Annotated in this window: 15 protein-coding genes; 8 read left to right on the plus strand and 7 right to left on the minus strand. The window is 35.4% G+C overall.

All coding sequences use genetic code 11. The annotated features are described in order from the left end of the window. Nucleotides 1-72: 72 nt before the first annotated feature. Nucleotides 73-2,382 carry a glycoside hydrolase gene (locus AC07YC_RS04150; RefSeq protein ID WP_494918445.1) on the plus strand — a complete coding sequence of 770 codons (2,310 nt, stop codon included), beginning with the start codon at nt 73-75 and terminating at the stop codon, nt 2,380-2,382. A 637-nt stretch (nt 2,383-3,019) separates the two neighbouring features. Next, complete coding sequence (gene bluB / locus AC07YC_RS04155) at nt 3,020-3,661, plus strand: 5,6-dimethylbenzimidazole synthase (RefSeq protein ID WP_494918446.1); 642 nt, start codon at nt 3,020-3,022, stop codon at nt 3,659-3,661. Nucleotides 3,662-4,353: 692 nt separating this feature from the next. Here the strand turns inward: bluB and AC07YC_RS04160 are convergent. Beyond that, nucleotides 4,354-4,524, minus strand: coding sequence for a hypothetical protein (locus AC07YC_RS04160; RefSeq protein WP_494918447.1), 171 nt, complete (start codon nt 4,522-4,524; stop codon nt 4,354-4,356). Nucleotides 4,525-4,908: 384 nt separating this feature from the next. On the opposite strand from AC07YC_RS04160, the gene AC07YC_RS04165 reads away from it, so the two are divergent. From AC07YC_RS04165 to AC07YC_RS04180, 4 genes are all read left to right on the plus strand, one after another. Beyond that, complete coding sequence (locus tag AC07YC_RS04165) at nt 4,909-5,124, plus strand: FadR/GntR family transcriptional regulator (RefSeq protein ID WP_336634607.1); 216 nt, start codon at nt 4,909-4,911, stop codon at nt 5,122-5,124. A 110-nt stretch (nt 5,125-5,234) separates the two neighbouring features. Further along, nucleotides 5,235-5,504 carry a hypothetical protein gene (locus tag AC07YC_RS04170; RefSeq protein WP_494918448.1) on the plus strand — a complete coding sequence of 90 codons (270 nt, stop codon included), beginning with the start codon at nt 5,235-5,237 and terminating at the stop codon, nt 5,502-5,504. A gap of 21 nt (nt 5,505-5,525) precedes the next feature. Beyond that, nucleotides 5,526-6,374: an acetyl-CoA carboxylase, carboxyltransferase subunit beta gene (gene accD, locus AC07YC_RS04175; protein WP_494918449.1), complete on the plus strand. Its 849-nt coding sequence runs from the start codon at nt 5,526-5,528 to the stop codon at nt 6,372-6,374. Continuing rightward, nucleotides 6,367-7,323 carry an acetyl-CoA carboxylase carboxyltransferase subunit alpha gene (locus tag AC07YC_RS04180; RefSeq protein ID WP_494918450.1) on the plus strand — a complete coding sequence of 319 codons (957 nt, stop codon included), beginning with the start codon at nt 6,367-6,369 and terminating at the stop codon, nt 7,321-7,323. Before accD ends, AC07YC_RS04180 begins: the two co-directional genes overlap by 8 nt. Before the next feature lie 867 nt (nt 7,324-8,190). Here AC07YC_RS04180 and AC07YC_RS04185 read toward each other — a convergent pair. The 4 genes from AC07YC_RS04185 to AC07YC_RS04200 form a co-directional block, all read right to left on the minus strand. Next, nucleotides 8,191-9,009 carry an SPL family radical SAM protein gene (locus AC07YC_RS04185; protein ID WP_494918451.1) on the minus strand — a complete coding sequence of 273 codons (819 nt, stop codon included), beginning with the start codon at nt 9,007-9,009 and terminating at the stop codon, nt 8,191-8,193. Nucleotides 9,010-9,049: 40 nt separating this feature from the next. Continuing rightward, nucleotides 9,050-9,580, minus strand: coding sequence for a methylated-DNA--[protein]-cysteine S-methyltransferase (gene adaB / locus AC07YC_RS04190; protein WP_494918452.1), 531 nt, complete (start codon nt 9,578-9,580; stop codon nt 9,050-9,052). Further along, nucleotides 9,564-10,202 carry a bifunctional transcriptional activator/DNA repair enzyme AdaA gene (locus tag AC07YC_RS04195; protein WP_336634601.1) on the minus strand — a complete coding sequence of 213 codons (639 nt, stop codon included), beginning with the start codon at nt 10,200-10,202 and terminating at the stop codon, nt 9,564-9,566. Before AC07YC_RS04195 ends, adaB begins: the two co-directional genes overlap by 17 nt. Nucleotides 10,203-10,289: 87 nt before the next feature. Further along, nucleotides 10,290-11,003 carry a 2OG-Fe(II) oxygenase gene (locus tag AC07YC_RS04200; RefSeq protein WP_494918454.1) on the minus strand — a complete coding sequence of 238 codons (714 nt, stop codon included), beginning with the start codon at nt 11,001-11,003 and terminating at the stop codon, nt 10,290-10,292. A gap of 162 nt (nt 11,004-11,165) precedes the next feature. On the opposite strand from AC07YC_RS04200, the gene AC07YC_RS04205 reads away from it, so the two are divergent. Further along, a complete protein-coding gene (locus tag AC07YC_RS04205; protein WP_494918455.1) occupies nt 11,166-12,077 on the plus strand; it encodes a DNA glycosylase in 912 nt (303 codons plus the stop codon). Between the two features lie 77 nt (nt 12,078-12,154). Here the strand turns inward: AC07YC_RS04205 and AC07YC_RS04210 are convergent, their stop codons facing one another. Further along, complete coding sequence (locus AC07YC_RS04210) at nt 12,155-13,081, minus strand: LysR family transcriptional regulator (RefSeq protein ID WP_494918457.1); 927 nt, start codon at nt 13,079-13,081, stop codon at nt 12,155-12,157. 91 nt (nt 13,082-13,172) lie between these two features. Here AC07YC_RS04210 and AC07YC_RS04215 point away from each other — a divergent pair, with 91 nt between their 5' ends. Next, nucleotides 13,173-14,072 carry a PhzF family phenazine biosynthesis protein gene (locus AC07YC_RS04215; RefSeq protein ID WP_494918458.1) on the plus strand — a complete coding sequence of 300 codons (900 nt, stop codon included), beginning with the start codon at nt 13,173-13,175 and terminating at the stop codon, nt 14,070-14,072. A 347-nt stretch (nt 14,073-14,419) separates the two neighbouring features. Here AC07YC_RS04215 and AC07YC_RS04220 read toward each other — a convergent pair whose 3' ends face one another. After that, a complete protein-coding gene (locus AC07YC_RS04220; protein ID WP_494918459.1) occupies nt 14,420-15,076 on the minus strand; it encodes a Type 1 glutamine amidotransferase-like domain-containing protein in 657 nt (218 codons plus the stop codon). Nucleotides 15,077-15,369: the final 293 nt, after the last annotated feature.

Here is a 15,369-nt window from a genome sequence, read left to right on the forward strand (position 1 = left end):
ATAATAAGTTAGATCTTTTTTGTGACATTCATGTAACAAACCGATATTACTCTAGGTATGGAGGTGTGTTACATGAAAAAAATTCTATCAATCATGTTAATTGCTGCAATATTAACAAGCGTTCTTACGGGATGTAAGGAAGAAAAAATGAATACAGGTATAGAGAGTAAGCCACAAATAAACAATTTAGACTTTAACTTTAGTGTGGATCCTGAGACACTTGCGCTTGAGGTGGAATCCAATGGAATTACTGAGAAATTATCTGAACCATTGGGGAAAATGAAAGTTTCAAATTTAAAAGACAGTGGAGATAATATTAGCTGGACCTATTCAGAACAGGGAATTAAGGTTGATATCGAAAAAAAAGATAAGTATGTTGATGTAACCATAAAATCCAGCAAGGATGAAGACAACATGTTTGCATGGCCAAAAGTGAAAGGTGACGGATATATGCTCCCATTAAATCAAGGGAAGTATATCCCAAGCAATGATTCAATTTGGAAAAATTACTTAAGTGAAGAAAAAATGAAGGTAATTGAGGCTTTATCTATGCAATTTTTTGCAGTTGATAAAAGTGGGTATTCACTAGTATATATAATTAAAAACCCTTATAATAGTGAAATTGTTTATCATACAGAAAACGATATTGAGTTTACTTTTAATCATGAGTTTCCAACTATTAATAAAGAGAAGGAATATGGTTTCAGAATATATTTAACGGAAAAAAATCCAGTAGATGTTGCAAAGACCTATAAAAATTATTTGATTGAACAGGGGAACTTCAAAAGCTTGGCGGATAAGGCTAAAGAAAATAGTAATATCGAAGAGCTTTATGGAGCACCTCATGCTTATTTTTGGGACAGAACTGTGATTTCAGAAGAAAATATTAAATGGGCAAAGCTGAGAGACAGTTTTCCCGAAAAACTGAAATTATGGATTCAGGGGCTATTAACTACTAATGTTGAGGATGGATCAGAGCTTTCATCAGCTTTTGAAGATTTAAAAGCCTTAGATTATGTAGATAAATACAATAAAAAAAGAATAATAAAAGCCTTAAGTGCCGTAATGCAACTAAAGGAATTCTATAATCCGGAAGTATTTACTGAAACAGATAAAGATACTCAGAGGCTGTTAAACAAAGGAATAGAAAAATTAAATCCCGTTGAATTAATTGACCTAAATAAGAGATTATTAAAAAGCATGCTTGGAGATGTAGTTGACCCAATAAAGAAGTGGGCAGATGCTAATACTGTAGATGTGATAAAGGACATGAAGGATTCTGGGCTAGAACATATGTGGATCGGCTTGGATGATTGGCAGGAAGGTTTCATTAAACCTGAGTTAGTAAAAGATGCAGAAGAATTCGGCTATCTATTTGGTACCTATGATTCATATCATTCTATCCATGAACCAGGTAAAGAGAAGTGGGAAACTGCTAAGTTTAAGGATGCTTCACTTTACGAGAATGCAACTGTAACAAATAAAAATGGAGAAAAGATTGAAGGATTCCAAGGTGCAGGTAGAAAGTTGAATCCGACGCTTGCAATGCCTAGTGTAAAAGAAAGAGTAACTTCGATTTTAAATACCGGCTTAGCATTTAACTCATGGTTTTTAGACACAGATGGCACTGGAGAAATCTTCGATGACTATTCGCCAGAACATATTACTACTGAAAAGGAAGATATCCAGGCTAGGATTAAGAGAATGGAGTATCTGCAAAAAGAATGGGATATGGTAGTAGGAACTGAGGGCGGAAATGATTTTGCTAGCAAATCTATTGCCTTTGCACATGGAATAGAAACGCCATCATTTTCTTGGATGGACGAGGATATGGCAAAAAACAAACAAAGTGAGTATTACGTAGGGAGATACTATTCGAGTAATGGTGGAGTTCCCGAAATGTTTTCTAAACAAATACCACTAAAGGATAAGTACAAGAAGTTATTTTTGGATTCAAACTACACGATCCCATTGTATAAGTTGGTTTACAACGATTCAGTGATCACAACTCATTGGTGGGGATGGGGAACCTTAAAATTTAAAGACGAAATAACAAATAGAATGTTGTATGAGATACTTTATAATGTTCCTCCTTTATATCATATAGATAAACACGAGTGGGAAAAACATAAAGAAACAATTGTAAGGCATTCAAAGGTATGGTCAAATTTTAGCAAAAAAGCAATAACGAAAGAAATGACAGATTTTAAAATTATATCAGATGATAGACTCGTTCAAATGACTGAATATGGTGATGCATTAAGAGTAGTCGCAAATTTTTCAGAAGATGAATTGTTGAACTATCAAGGCAAGACAATACCAGGAAAATCGGTGTTAATTATTGATGGAGATAGTAATACTATCTATTCACCGGAAAAATAAGCGTGAAATTCGCAATAGTATAACTGCTAATAATTTTCCTTGAGATAATCTTCAGAGAGGCTAAATCTGAACGCTAAGGAATAAGTTTACAAGAAGACATAGAAGTAGCTTATCCATTGTGAGGGTTCATTGAAAAAAGGATTAAAAAAGTAATAATTACGTATGCTGCAGTTAGCGTAAAAATATTAGAAAAAAGGTGAAGTTTACGTTTTAAAATGTACCCTATAAGATAGACACTTTCAAAGAGGTCATCTTATAGGGTATTTTGTTTATGTTGTAGAAGAAATGCTGAAGTATGAACGTTCTCACAGCAAGAGCTTCGTTGGCTATTAGAACGACTATCCATTCAGCAGCCAAAGGCAATTGTGAAATCTGCAAAGGGTGTCTTTAAAGCGGTCTATTATTAATGATGCCTTTATCCATATATGAAACTGAAAGGAAATGTGGTAACCGATTTGACGAATGTTAATCCGAATTAAGAAGAGGTGGAGTCAGATTTATGCGGATACAACGATAAGGACAAACATACCCAAACCATGCTTTTGGGTGTATTTTTACTTCAACTTACGTGGCAGAATAATGAAAAATTAGTTAATATTAAAAATAAATATTTTTGTAAAGAAAAGGGGAGAAATTTATGTTTTTTAATGAAGAAAGAGAGTCTATTTATAAAGTTATTTATAATAGGAGAGATATTCGAAGTTTTTTATCAACTCCTATCCCTGAAAACATTATACATAGAATATTAAATGCAGCTCATCATGCACCTTCAGTAGGATTTATGCAACCTTGGAACTTTATTTTGATTTCCACTGACGAAATTAAAGAAAAATTGGCTTGGGCAGCAGAAAAAGAAAGCAGAGCATTAGCTGTTCATTATGATGGGGAGAAAAAAATGAAATTCCTTGATTTAAAAATTGAGGGTTTAAAAGAAGCTCCTATAACTATTTGTGTTACATGTGACCCTACAAGAGGAGGTTCCCATGTATTAGGACGAAATTCAATCCCTGAAACAGATATATTATCAACAGCTTGTGCTATTCAAAATATGTGGTTAGCTGCTTGTGCTGAAGGACTTGGAATGGGGTGGGTAAGTTTTTATAAAAAGAATGATATTAGAGACATTTTAGAAATACCACCACACATCGATCCCATTGCTCTTATATCAATCGGTTATACTGAAAATTACCCAGAAAAACCCATTTTGGAGTTAGCTAATTGGGAAAAAAGGCGTTCTTTAGAACATCTTATTTTTGAAAATAAATGGGGACAAAACTAAAAACTTATTAATCTATCAGGGTGCGTTATGGGTAGTTTTGAAACACAAAAAGGAATAATGTTACAATCTGTAGGATTATATTAATATATGAGGTATTTCTTAAGAAATTATTACTTTACTTTTTTACACTATCGCTGTTCCTATTTATAATGGGTAGTTCACGTATCCATGCCCTCCTCCACGCAAAATAATTTTAGTTTACATAATATAAATACTTTTGTCACAACTTTCTAGTTATTGGATGGTTCCTATAAATTATCGTTCAAAAGGGGATTACTCGTTTAAATAATGTTAATTATCGTTTAATGTAGATTTTTCCCATATTCATAAAAATTATTTTAAGAGAGATGAACTAAGCTTGTTGTTAAAGAATCAAGATTCAAGTTCATAAGAAAATATATATTGAGATTCTAAAACGGGAATACTTGAAGAGTCGAACATACAAATTTGTATGTTCGACTCTTTTTACACATTATATAGAACCAATGGATAACTTTTTTTATATAGTTGAATTGACTCAGAAAAGATTACTAAAGGAGTGAAAGTAGCGACAAGTAATAAATTTGATACTCTGAATTTTTAAAAAGTATTTAAAAAAGGTGTTGATTATGATCTTGCAAAATCTAATAAAAGACAAAAGTGAAGCAACCTAGGTTCATTTAAATAAATTTAAACAAGTGTTAATGAACACTTTAACATTTTAACTTAGGTGTTGGATTAACTCCAAGTACTTTTTTTGAATAATATCCAAAATCAAACGTGATTCGAGACACTAAAGAAACTGTAATACTTAATATTTCAAATGGAATGCCACTTAAACCAATACCTGTAATATTTGCTTCACTACCAGAACGGTATCCCATAAAAGTTGGTAGAGTTTCTTCAAATGATATATGATGAAATGCTTTACATTGAGAGAACACTTGAAAAGCGCTTTGGTAGACCTCAAGTGAGAATAAATTGAAGGGAATTTTAGAAACTGCATAAATTTTTATGCAGTTTTTTCTTTACTTTCAAATAATTATTTTGTAAGATAAAGCCAACTTCAAAAGTGGCCAGACCACTTTTGGATTCATTCAGTAAGAGACGCCATCATCTGAAGATGGTGGACTTTGTTTCTTTTTAGTCGGTATTCAAACACCTACTGAATGAAGATAAAGCCTTTGGATGCATTGTTTATCTGCGCGAAAGGAAAGCGACAATAATAATTATTCCAAGGCGAATAGATTGACCGAGGAGTTGATCGTATGGATAAAAAAACCGAACAAAAGAAAGTGTTTTTAGATATCGTCCAACAATTACGACAACTTATTAAAATAGAAAAAATACAGGCTGGTGAAAAGTCACCTTCCGAAAGAGCTTTCAGATGTACAGGTGTCGGGCGATCCTCTGTGAGAGAGGCATTGCGAAGTTTAGAGTTATTAGGTCTTATTGAAACGAGACATGGGGAAGGACCTTTCTAGCTTCTACAAAGGCATCAGCTCTTAGAAATATTGTCGATGTTTATATTAGAAGACATGAAAAGGAAACCATTCGCTTTATAAGTTGTACAGAAACTCTGCGAGCACTACCAGTGTGGGGCAGTTTTTTTGTAAAGCTAGAGATAGAAAGTACGATTAATTGTCGGGATGTTTTACGAGAAATAATCATCACGTCAGGAAATCGTCTTTCGCTAAAAGTCTGGTTTCAGTTAGTAGTTTATGGCGATGACCGTTTAAATCGAAACTCAACAGAAGAAGAAAAATTAATCATTCGAACTATGTTGAAATCGATGCAGCTTGGCTATGAAAAAGAAGCATTTAAAGCTTACCAACAGTGGATGAATGCTGAACAAGGCATTTAGACAACAAAGGGGGAGTAAAACATGGCAATACGTAGCTTATTTAGTAAAAAGAAAGAGGACGGACAGGAAAAGGGATTTCCAGAAGGACTTATGACAAAATGTCCAGAATGTTGTCACATTCAGTTAACAAAGGAACTAGAAAAAAATCATAAAGTGTGTACAAAATGCGACCATCATTTCAAAATGACTGCACAGGAGCGCGTAGCTTATTTCTTAGATGAAGGTTCATTTGTTTCAATGGATGATCATTTACAAACAAGTAATCCACTTAATTTCCCTGATTATGTAGAAAAAATTTCAGTGGCTAAACAACAAACGGGATTAAGCGAAGCTGTACTGACTGGGTTAGGAACTCTTGATGGAGAAGAAATTGTTGTAGCCATTATGGATTCTCATTTCCGTATGGGCTCAATGGGCTCCGTTGTAGGAGAAAAAATCACACGTGCCGTTGAAAAAGCTATTGAATTACGTGTACCGGTTATTATTTTTACTGCTAGCGGTGGAGCGCGCATGCAAGAAGGTATTCTATCATTAATGCAAATGGTAAAAACGAGTGTGGCATTAAAACGTCATAGTGAAGAAGGACTATTATTTATTTCGATCATGACGCATCCTACATACGGTGGCGTTTCAGCAAGCTTTGCCTCTGTTGGAGATATTAATATTGCGGAACCACAAGCATTGATTGGCTTTGCTGGTCGCCGTGTCATTGAAGAAACATTAAGAGAAAAATTACCAAGTGATTTCCAAAAATCAGAGTTTTTACTAGAGCATGGTCAGCTTGATGCAGTTTTCCATAGGAAGGATTTACGAAACCAAGTAGCAATACTTGTAAAAATGCATACAAAAGGCGGTGTGCAACATGTCTAAAAATTTAGCTTTTGAAGAACCAGTAATACAATTACGAGAAAAAATTGATGAATTAAAAACGATTGCTACAGAGGCAGATGTAGATATGACAAGCGAAATCGAAAAGCTTGAAACACGTCTAACACAGCTAGAACAATCTATTTATGCCAATATGAAGCCATGGGATCGTGTACAGGTTGCTAGACATCCAGAACGACCAACAACTTTACAATATATAGAAGCTATGTGTGAAAACTTTATTGAGTTACATGGAGATCGTACATTTGGTGATGATGCAGCTATTCTTGGAGGAATTGCTCTCTTTGAAGGACAGCCCGTAACAATTGTTGGACATCAGCGCGGAAAATCAACTAAAGAAAATATTAGACGAAATTTTGGTATGCCACACCCTGAAGGATATCGTAAGGCATTACGCTTAATGAAGCAAGCTGAGAAATTTAAGCGCCCAATTATTTGTTTTATTGATACAAAAGGAGCCTATCCGGGTAAGGCAGCCGAGGAACGCGGCCCAAGTGAAGCCATTGCTAGAACTCTTTCTGAAATGGCGATTCTAACAGTACCAGTTATTAGTATTGTTATTGGGGAAGGCGGAAGTGGTGGTGCCATTGCATTAGGGGTAGCAAATCGTGTCTTTATGTTAGAGAACTCAACGTATTCGGTTATCTCGCCTGAAGGGGCTGCATCGATCTTATGGCGAGATGGTAGCCTAGGGAAGCAAGCTGCAGAAGCAATGCGTATAACAGCACCTGACTTAAAAGAGCTCGACGTTATTGATGGAATAATTCCTGAAATAACTGGTGGAGCACACCGCAATGTTGTGAAGCAAGCATCCTATATAAAAGAATGTATAAGCGTCACACTAAAAGCATTGAATTCTCTAAATGGCGAACAATTAATTGAAGATCGCTATGAGAAATTCAGAAAGATTGGACAATATACAGAAGCTTAAATTCATTTTTAGGTTATTGGACATGTGAATTTGTTCGTAAAGAGATAAAAAAATGTTTCTTAAATAAATTAATATCCTAATGATGGAAGAAAAAAGATTGATCATTTATAATAAAGTTCGATTATTTGTAATATAATTTGATAAAAATAACTTGGAATTTAAATAAAACCCACGCATTTTGATCAAACTTTGTTCAAAATGTGTGGGTTTCTTCTATTGATAAAATTATAAAATCAACGATTGCAACAAACTTTATTCCAAACCAACATCAACAATTGATGTCGATTCCGTTTTATAATTTCATTTTAATTATTATAAATAATTATTATCCGTACAAAATCATCCCATTATCGAAAAAAAGGAAAGTTATCGTTCAAGTATCTAAACCCTCATCCTCGCGAAATAATTTTAGTTTACATAATATAAATTATAGGAAGTTGTGTTTCATTAAAAAGTATACTAATAATAATGAGACGAAATTGAAAAAATAAGCGTATTAAAGCTCAGTTAATTTTGGGACAACAAATTTTATATGAATAATCATTGACTACTGACCGTTGATGCTGCGTTTATAAAATCTTTTTACTTTAGACTCTGCTTAAATTAAATTTAATGAAAATACAACAAGCAGCAAGTTATTTATTTTTATTACTGCTTGTTGTTACCAAACGTTTTTTATTTACAGATGTTCATCTTTACTTTCCATGCTTATTAATGAATAGTACCCATAGTATCAATTCATCATCCGATTAAATAATTCGCTATTCCAGCTAAAACTCCAATTAAAAAATGCACCCTTGATAAAATCACCAATTACCTGATTATTCGATTCTCAAATCTCTTTTCCTCGTTCCAAATACAGTCTTTTTAAGGCTCAAACCCAGCCTGGCTCACATACACTTGATTTTCGGGAAAAACTTCAATAAATCGGTTGTATACATTTTTAAGAACATGTGGTCCGTACCATTCCTCTAAACCAAGTTGAGTGTATTTCTTTTCAATACCAAGTTTTCGTGTGCGTTTACCACCACTACCATCGCCCATGAAGTAGTCGTCGATACAGATCCGATTGACATATGGCTTTAGTTTCAACGGAAAATGGTCCCCGCTTGGTAATATGGGAGCTATAGCGACTTGGGTTGGTATGCCTGCAGCTGCTAATTTTTCCAATGTTTTAAAGCGCGCCTGGATTGGCGGTGCCTTCGGAGTGAAATGTTTTCGTATCGTTTCAGAATCGGTTTCAATCGTCATACTTACTCGAACTTTGTCCTTCAATTGTTGCAGCAAATCGATATCTCGACTTACTAGTGGGCTTCTAGTTTGTATCAATAAGAAGTCAGGTGGATCTTCTACCATAACTTCTAGTAAAGATCGTGTCACCTTTTCCTTTTGCTCTATTGGTTGATATGGATCTGTACTTGATGACATAAAAATGGTTACTTTACCTTTAGCTTTGGCGCGCTGAAGTTCTTTTTTTAATAAATGTGCAGCTCCATTTTTTACATCTACCCAATTTCCCCATTCTCCTTCCCGAAATAGAGATACTGGCATTTCACGTACATAGCAATAGGAACATCCAAATGAACAGCCTGTATAAGGATTAAGTGAATGCGTATATCCGGAAAGGAAGCCAGTCCCTTTATTTAGAATGGTTTTTGGATTTTTATAGAATAATTCACTACTCATGACGGCATCTCCAATCGTTGTACAGCCATAATTAGATTACTCAATGCTGTAATGAAGCTCGCTTTTCCAGATCAAGTAGCCATGTTTTCATTTCTAATCCGCCCCGATAGCCAGTTAATGAGCCATTTTTTCCTATTACGCGATGGCATGGCACCGTAATTAATACTGGATTAGCCCCGATAGCCGCGCCAACTGCCCGAACAGCAGCTGGTTTATTAATTTCATGAGCAATATCGGAATAGGATTTCGTCTGTCCATAAGGGATATCACAAAGTGCCTGCCAGACTGCTTGCTGGAATGGTGTCCCTACGTACTCAAATGGAATCGTAAAGGATTCCCGTCTTCCGTCTAGATACTGAGTAATTTCAACGACAAAGGGCTCAAGTTTTTCAGTATTTTCAACAAGCGGACTTCCTGGAAAGTGTTTCGTCGCCCATTCGACTAATTCCTCAAATGGTTTGTTCTGTGAACCTATAAACACCAGTCCCTTTAACGTTGATGCTATATAGAGGTTCCAATCTTTAAACTTTAGTAAAGACCAGTAAAGTGTTGGCTTATTCAATTTTTCCATTGTCCTGTTCCTCCATCTTCCTCATTTGACGAAACTGCGCTGGAGTCTGGCCCGTTTTCTTTTTAAATAAAGTAATGAAATAAGGCGTATTCGCCATCCCCACACAAATGGCAATATCTCCAATCGCTTTAGTTGTCTGAATCAAATACTTTTTAGCTGCGTGAATTCTTACTTGCTGTATATACTCAACTGGCGTAATGCCCTTAATCTTTTTAAATGTTCGCTGCATATGAAACGGACTTCCATGACAAATGCTTGCTAACGATTCTAGCGTTAGTTTCTCTGTGAAATTTTTATCAATATATTCCGTAATTAAATTAACCCACTCGCTATCAGGCAGATTTTCATTAGTAGGCTTGCATCGTTTACAAGGGCGAAAATTTGCACGGAGAGCTTGTTCTGCGTTTTGAAATATGCATACATTTTCTTTGTTTGGAACGCGTGATTTACAAGAAGGCTTACAAAATATCCCTGTTGACTTCACAGCGTAAAAAAATTGATTATTGTACGCTATATCATTATTTATAATGGCTTGCCATTTCTCTTCTGTTATCAGTTCTACATCATTCAAATGACTTTGCGTATAGCTCTCTTTGTGGCCGTGGTTCATTCTATCTGGCATTTTCTCACCTCAACTTATAATATACTCCCTATCCATTCAAAATGGACATTTCAAAGAATGGAATAGCAAAATATTGAAATTTAATGTTTATTTAGAATCGTGAAAAATAATTCCAAGACCATATCGTTCTCCCGAAATAACCGTGCTTACACCGTGCCGTACTATATTTTTGTAATAGCCCTTTTTACCGAGAACAGGTCTGTGGTTAGTTGGAAAGATAAGTGCACGGCCTTGCTCTAACGTAATGACATGCCCTCTGCTTTGAGCACGTGGGATTTGTTCTACTAATAAAGATTCTCCACCGGAAAAGTCTTTCTCACGTTGATTTAATACAATCACTACTTGAAAGGGAAAAAATAGATCGCCATATAAATCTTGATGCAAACAATTAAATCCGCCTGTTTGATACTTTAATAGTAAAGGTGTCGGTCTCGTTTGATTAAACTCCTCACAGGTTTTCAAAAAATCTTGAAGCTGTTCTGGATACTGCTCTGTTTTCTTTAAATAGCTCAGCCACCGATTAGCGGTTTTCGCTAATTCTAAATAAAAAGACTCTCTTAAATGCTGGAGGATGTCGGGTAATGGATACGAAAAATATTTGTACTCCCCATTTCCAAAGCGATATCTCGTCATATTGATTGTCGTTCTATAGGACTCTTCCTCCCCATACATTTCCATGAAAAATTCACATTCCTCTTTTGTTAAAATTGCTGGAAGCTTGGCAAAACCTTGCTCATCTAATTCATTTTGAATGGACTCCCAATCTAAGCTTTCGACACGTGCCTTTATGTCCTGTATCATGTTATCCCTCCTATTTGCATTCTTGATAATTAACACTATAACCCCATCAATCGAAAAAAATAAGGTGTTTAGAATGTAATAGCAAGATAACAAAATTATGAAAGGTGATGATGTGATAAAGTAAAAATGACAGCACTGTATTTTGTAAAGGAGAATGAAAAAATGATATGGCATGAAGTCAAGAATGGTATTGCCATTACCCTACCTGAACATTTCAACATGAATGCCAATCTAGGCTATCTATCAAGAGAAAAGAATGAATGCATGTATGAAATAGAGAACGATAGTATTACAAAAGTGATAAGTATCGGTGGAATTCGGTCCTTAGTACAGATAAACGTCATTAATAATAAACAAATGATTGTTCAATTCTTAAATGAATCTAGCCCTATTGAAAGGTGGCAACGCGAAGAGATTGTCAAATTTATTGATGAGTGGTTTGATCTTAATAACGATTTAACACCCTTTTATGAATTGGCAAAAGAAGATTCTTTACTTGAAGGACCTGCGCGAAGCTTCTATGGATTACGAGTAATTGGCATTCCTGATTTATTTGAAGCTTTATGCTGGGGAGTTTTAGGCCAACAAATTAACTTAGCCTTCGCGTACACCTTAAAGAGGCAATTTGTAGAAAAATTTGGCGATTTCATCGAATGGAATGGCAAAAAATATTGGGTGTTCCCATCGTATGAAAGAATTGCACAGTTAACACCCTCAGACCTTGCAGATATTAAAATGACGGTGAAAAAAAGCGAATATATCGTTGGCATTGCGAAATTAATGGCCAGTGGAGAATTGTCGAAGGAAAAATTAATGAAAATGGATTTTAAAGATGCTGAAAAAAGCTTAATTAAAATACGAGGAGTTGGTCCTTGGACAGCCAATTATGTTTTAATGCGTTGCCTTAGGTTCCAGACAGCCTTTCCAATCGATGATGTGGGTCTTATTAATTCCATAAAACTATTACAAAATATGAATCGAAAGCCGACGAAAGATGAAATCTCGGAATTATCGATGCCATGGAAAAACTGGGAATCCTACGCCACCTTTTATTTATGGCGTGTTCTTTACTAAATAAACTCTATTTGAGACCAATTATAAAAAGCATGCTTTGAACAAATGAATCAAAACATGCTCTCTGCGTCTTCGCTTCAAAGCTCAGAGTAAGGCTGTAAATCTTTCACACATTCCATCGTTGTCTTTAAAAACGCTTTCACAGCGGGAAGGGATTGCTTCTTTGATCGAGTAATAATGCTTATTTCACGGGAAGGTTCGGGTAAGAGAGGTTTTACAATGGTACCTTGTAAATTATAGGGTAAAGCTAGCTCTGGCATGATGGAAATGCCTAACCCTTCCCGTACCATAGCAATGATAGTTTGATTATCTTCCACATTAAACTGGATGTTTGGGGAAACTTCCTGTTCCTTTAAAAATTTCATTACACTTACCTCACATCCTAGCTTGGGCATAATAAAAGCCTCCCCTTGAAGATCTTCCACTTTTACTTGTTCCTTGATTGCAAGATGATGATGAATAGGTAATGTGAGGACTAATCTATCTCTTAATATAGGAATTGTCTCCAAATGATCCAAGTGGTTACTTAAAGACGTGAAACCTATATCCACTTTCCCCTCTTCTACCCAGCGCGTTATTTGATCATAGCTGCCCTCATAAAAGTTTATTTCAATGCCCTTAAATTCTCCTCTAAACCTTGATATGATAGTAGGCAACACTTTGGATGAGAAGCTTGAAAAGCTACCAATATTTATTTTTCCATTTTGTATACCTAAAATGGAAGCGGTTTCTTGTTTTATGCTTTCGGCTTCTGATAGGATATTTCTCATATGTTTTATAATCCGTTCGCCACTATCAGTTAATGAGATTCCATTTCTCCCTCTATTCAAAAGTGTAATACCGAGTTCTGATTCTAAAGAAGCGATATTATGACTGATTCCGGATTGTGTCATCGCCAATATTTCCCCTGCTCTTGTGAAGTTACCCATATCAACTACTTTGACGAATATTTCTATTTGCAACAGGTTCACAATAAAACCCCCATGTACGATTAATCTTTCCATTCGACTTCCTCATGTTGATGATCAAAAACATGAATTTTACTTATTAATTCTATCATAATACAATAATCTTAGAATAAAGGAGGAGATCGCCATGACTAAAAAGATAGAATTCTTTTATGTAGATGCTTTCACAACAGAAACTTTTGGAGGAAATCCAGCGGGCGTTATACCGAATGCAGAAAACTTAACAGACGAGGACATGCAGAAAATAGCGAATGAATTAAACCTATCGGAAACTGCCTTTCTTGTACCGACATCGAATGCTAATGCCAATTATAAAATAAGGTATTTTACACCTACCAAAGAGGTTGATTTTTGCGGTCATGCCACATTAGGTACAGCATGGTTAATGGCTACTAAGTACAATTGGATGGATAAGGACGATAAAATAGTCTTTGAATCCAATATAGGCCTAATTCCTGTAAAATGGCTGATGGAAAATAATCAATTAACGCGAGTATCTATGACGCAAGTACGTCCCCAAGTAAAAAGTATCGACATTAGCCCAGCAGTCGTTGCGGATCTTGTCGGTATACATGAAACAGACATTGATGATAGCTATCCAATAAAAATAGCGAATACAGGTGTCCCACATCTTATGGTTCCCGTGAAGACCCGTCAAGCAATTGACCAAGCAGAGCCTAAATTAAACGAGCTTAAAAAGATGAACAATGATTTTAACATATCAACCACCCACCTCTTTACTTTTGATACAAATGGGCAATTTGATATTTATACAAGAGATTTTTGCCCCAATATAGGAATTGATGAAGATCCAGTTACAGGTGCGGCAAACGGAGCATTAGGCGGTTATTTATATCTTGAAAATATACTAGCTCAACAAGAAAGACATCAATTAATGATTGGTCAAGGGCATACGATCAATAGACCTGGAATTCTTTATGTAACGATTACACCTGATGCCGAGAACGCTATTATTGAAGTAGCAGGAGCAGCAGTTGTTTCCATTGAGGGGATAATATTTGTATAAAGAGCACTATATGCATTATTTTCGGAATTTTTAGTATTTATTTTTTTAATAAAATAAACTTCTCTAAATGCTTCGCTTTTGCGCATTTAGAGAAGTTTTATTTTTTGTTGAAAACACATTTTAAAGTCAAAATAGGTACCTCAAACCATTACCAATCATATCAATGTGGTACTACTATAACTCTCCACAATTTCTAGACCCATCTCGAACAAAAAGTACACTTCATGATAAAGCCTAAACTTTTTGTTGCCAAGGTTTGATCAAATTGATATTAAAAAAAGAAAAGAGCATGTTTTGGACATAAGTTTGATCCAAACACGCTTTCACTTTGCATAATTTCACCATAGCTAGAGCGTCTCATCCAATTTCTGAATTTTGGAGTGGGACATTAAATAGACATTGCCTAAAATGTCGATGTTACCTTCCTTTACACGTACAGCGCAATCCTTGTTCGACGCATATATATTTATTTCTTCCGATAAAGCAGACAGCTGGTCTTGCACCAACTCCATGTTATTTTCAAGATCAAAATGCGATAGGACGGAAAAATTGTCAAGACCGATTCCGTCATATAAAGAGTTTTTTTCAACTGGATAGCCAAAGTTTTTCGAGCATAACCATTTAGCAGACATATTGATGGCTCCTGCGCTTGCCCCCATCACAACCGCTGTGCTTTTTTTGATTAAATCCGACAATTCATAGTCTAGTAAAAACTCATTTTGTTTAAGCGTATCTCCACCTAACAAAAAAATGGCTGACGCATTTAGTATAAAGGTTTGGGCATCTTCCTTCTGTACGTGATCATTAATTAAATGATAGTCATCGAATAGAATACCTGCTTGGTCAAGCCATGAGCGTTCAGTAGCACCCTCCTCTTCATACAAAAATGGATTCGAGCTAATCATAGCAAGCGATTTTCTATCAGTGATATCCTCCTGTAACACCCTGACTAGATTCTCTGGAAAAAAATCATTAAACCAACCTAAATAATAGTGTGTTTTCATATGTACCTCCGTTACTCATTCTGTTTCTTGCCACCTACACAATACGCTCAATATGTTCTGCTTGTGGTACTAATAGTAATGATTGTGAATTAATTTTATCAAATTATTCCAAATAATACATTCTCAGTTACCCGCTTCATAGGTACATCAACTATAACTCTTTGAAGCATATATGAATTCGGATTGGAAATCCGCCAACTTGCCATCCCCCTCACTAACAAGTTTAAGTAAAAAAGCTGCCAATGACAGCCACACACTTTAAACATCCGTTATGTTTAAGTAAATTATCGTCC

The sequence above is a fragment of the Lysinibacillus sp. GW247-5R2A genome (assembly GCF_059424475.1).

Bases quoted from the DNA above. Each gene is read 5' to 3' on its own strand.
- AC07YC_RS04150 (WP_494918445.1), top strand. From the start codon at position 73: ATGAAAAAAATTCTATCAATCATGTTAATTGCTGCAATATTAACAAGC.
- bluB (WP_494918446.1), top strand. From the start codon at position 3,020: ATGTTTTTTAATGAAGAAAGAGAGTCTATTTATAAAGTTATTTATAAT.
- AC07YC_RS04160 (WP_494918447.1), bottom strand. From the start codon at position 4,524: ATGGGATACCGTTCTGGTAGTGAAGCAAATATTACAGGTATTGGTTTA.
- AC07YC_RS04165 (WP_336634607.1), top strand. From the start codon at position 4,909: ATGGATAAAAAAACCGAACAAAAGAAAGTGTTTTTAGATATCGTCCAA.
- accD (WP_494918449.1), top strand. From the start codon at position 5,526: ATGGCAATACGTAGCTTATTTAGTAAAAAGAAAGAGGACGGACAGGAA.
- AC07YC_RS04180 (WP_494918450.1), top strand. From the start codon at position 6,367: ATGTCTAAAAATTTAGCTTTTGAAGAACCAGTAATACAATTACGAGAA.
- AC07YC_RS04185 (WP_494918451.1), bottom strand. From the start codon at position 9,009: ATGAGTAGTGAATTATTCTATAAAAATCCAAAAACCATTCTAAATAAA.
- adaB (WP_494918452.1), bottom strand. From the start codon at position 9,580: ATGGAAAAATTGAATAAGCCAACACTTTACTGGTCTTTACTAAAGTTT.
- AC07YC_RS04195 (WP_336634601.1), bottom strand. From the start codon at position 10,202: ATGCCAGATAGAATGAACCACGGCCACAAAGAGAGCTATACGCAAAGT.
- AC07YC_RS04200 (WP_494918454.1), bottom strand. From the start codon at position 11,003: ATGATACAGGACATAAAGGCACGTGTCGAAAGCTTAGATTGGGAGTCC.
- AC07YC_RS04205 (WP_494918455.1), top strand. From the start codon at position 11,166: ATGATATGGCATGAAGTCAAGAATGGTATTGCCATTACCCTACCTGAA.
- AC07YC_RS04210 (WP_494918457.1), bottom strand. From the start codon at position 13,081: ATGGAAAGATTAATCGTACATGGGGGTTTTATTGTGAACCTGTTGCAA.
- AC07YC_RS04215 (WP_494918458.1), top strand. From the start codon at position 13,173: ATGACTAAAAAGATAGAATTCTTTTATGTAGATGCTTTCACAACAGAA.
- AC07YC_RS04220 (WP_494918459.1), bottom strand. From the start codon at position 15,076: ATGAAAACACACTATTATTTAGGTTGGTTTAATGATTTTTTTCCAGAG.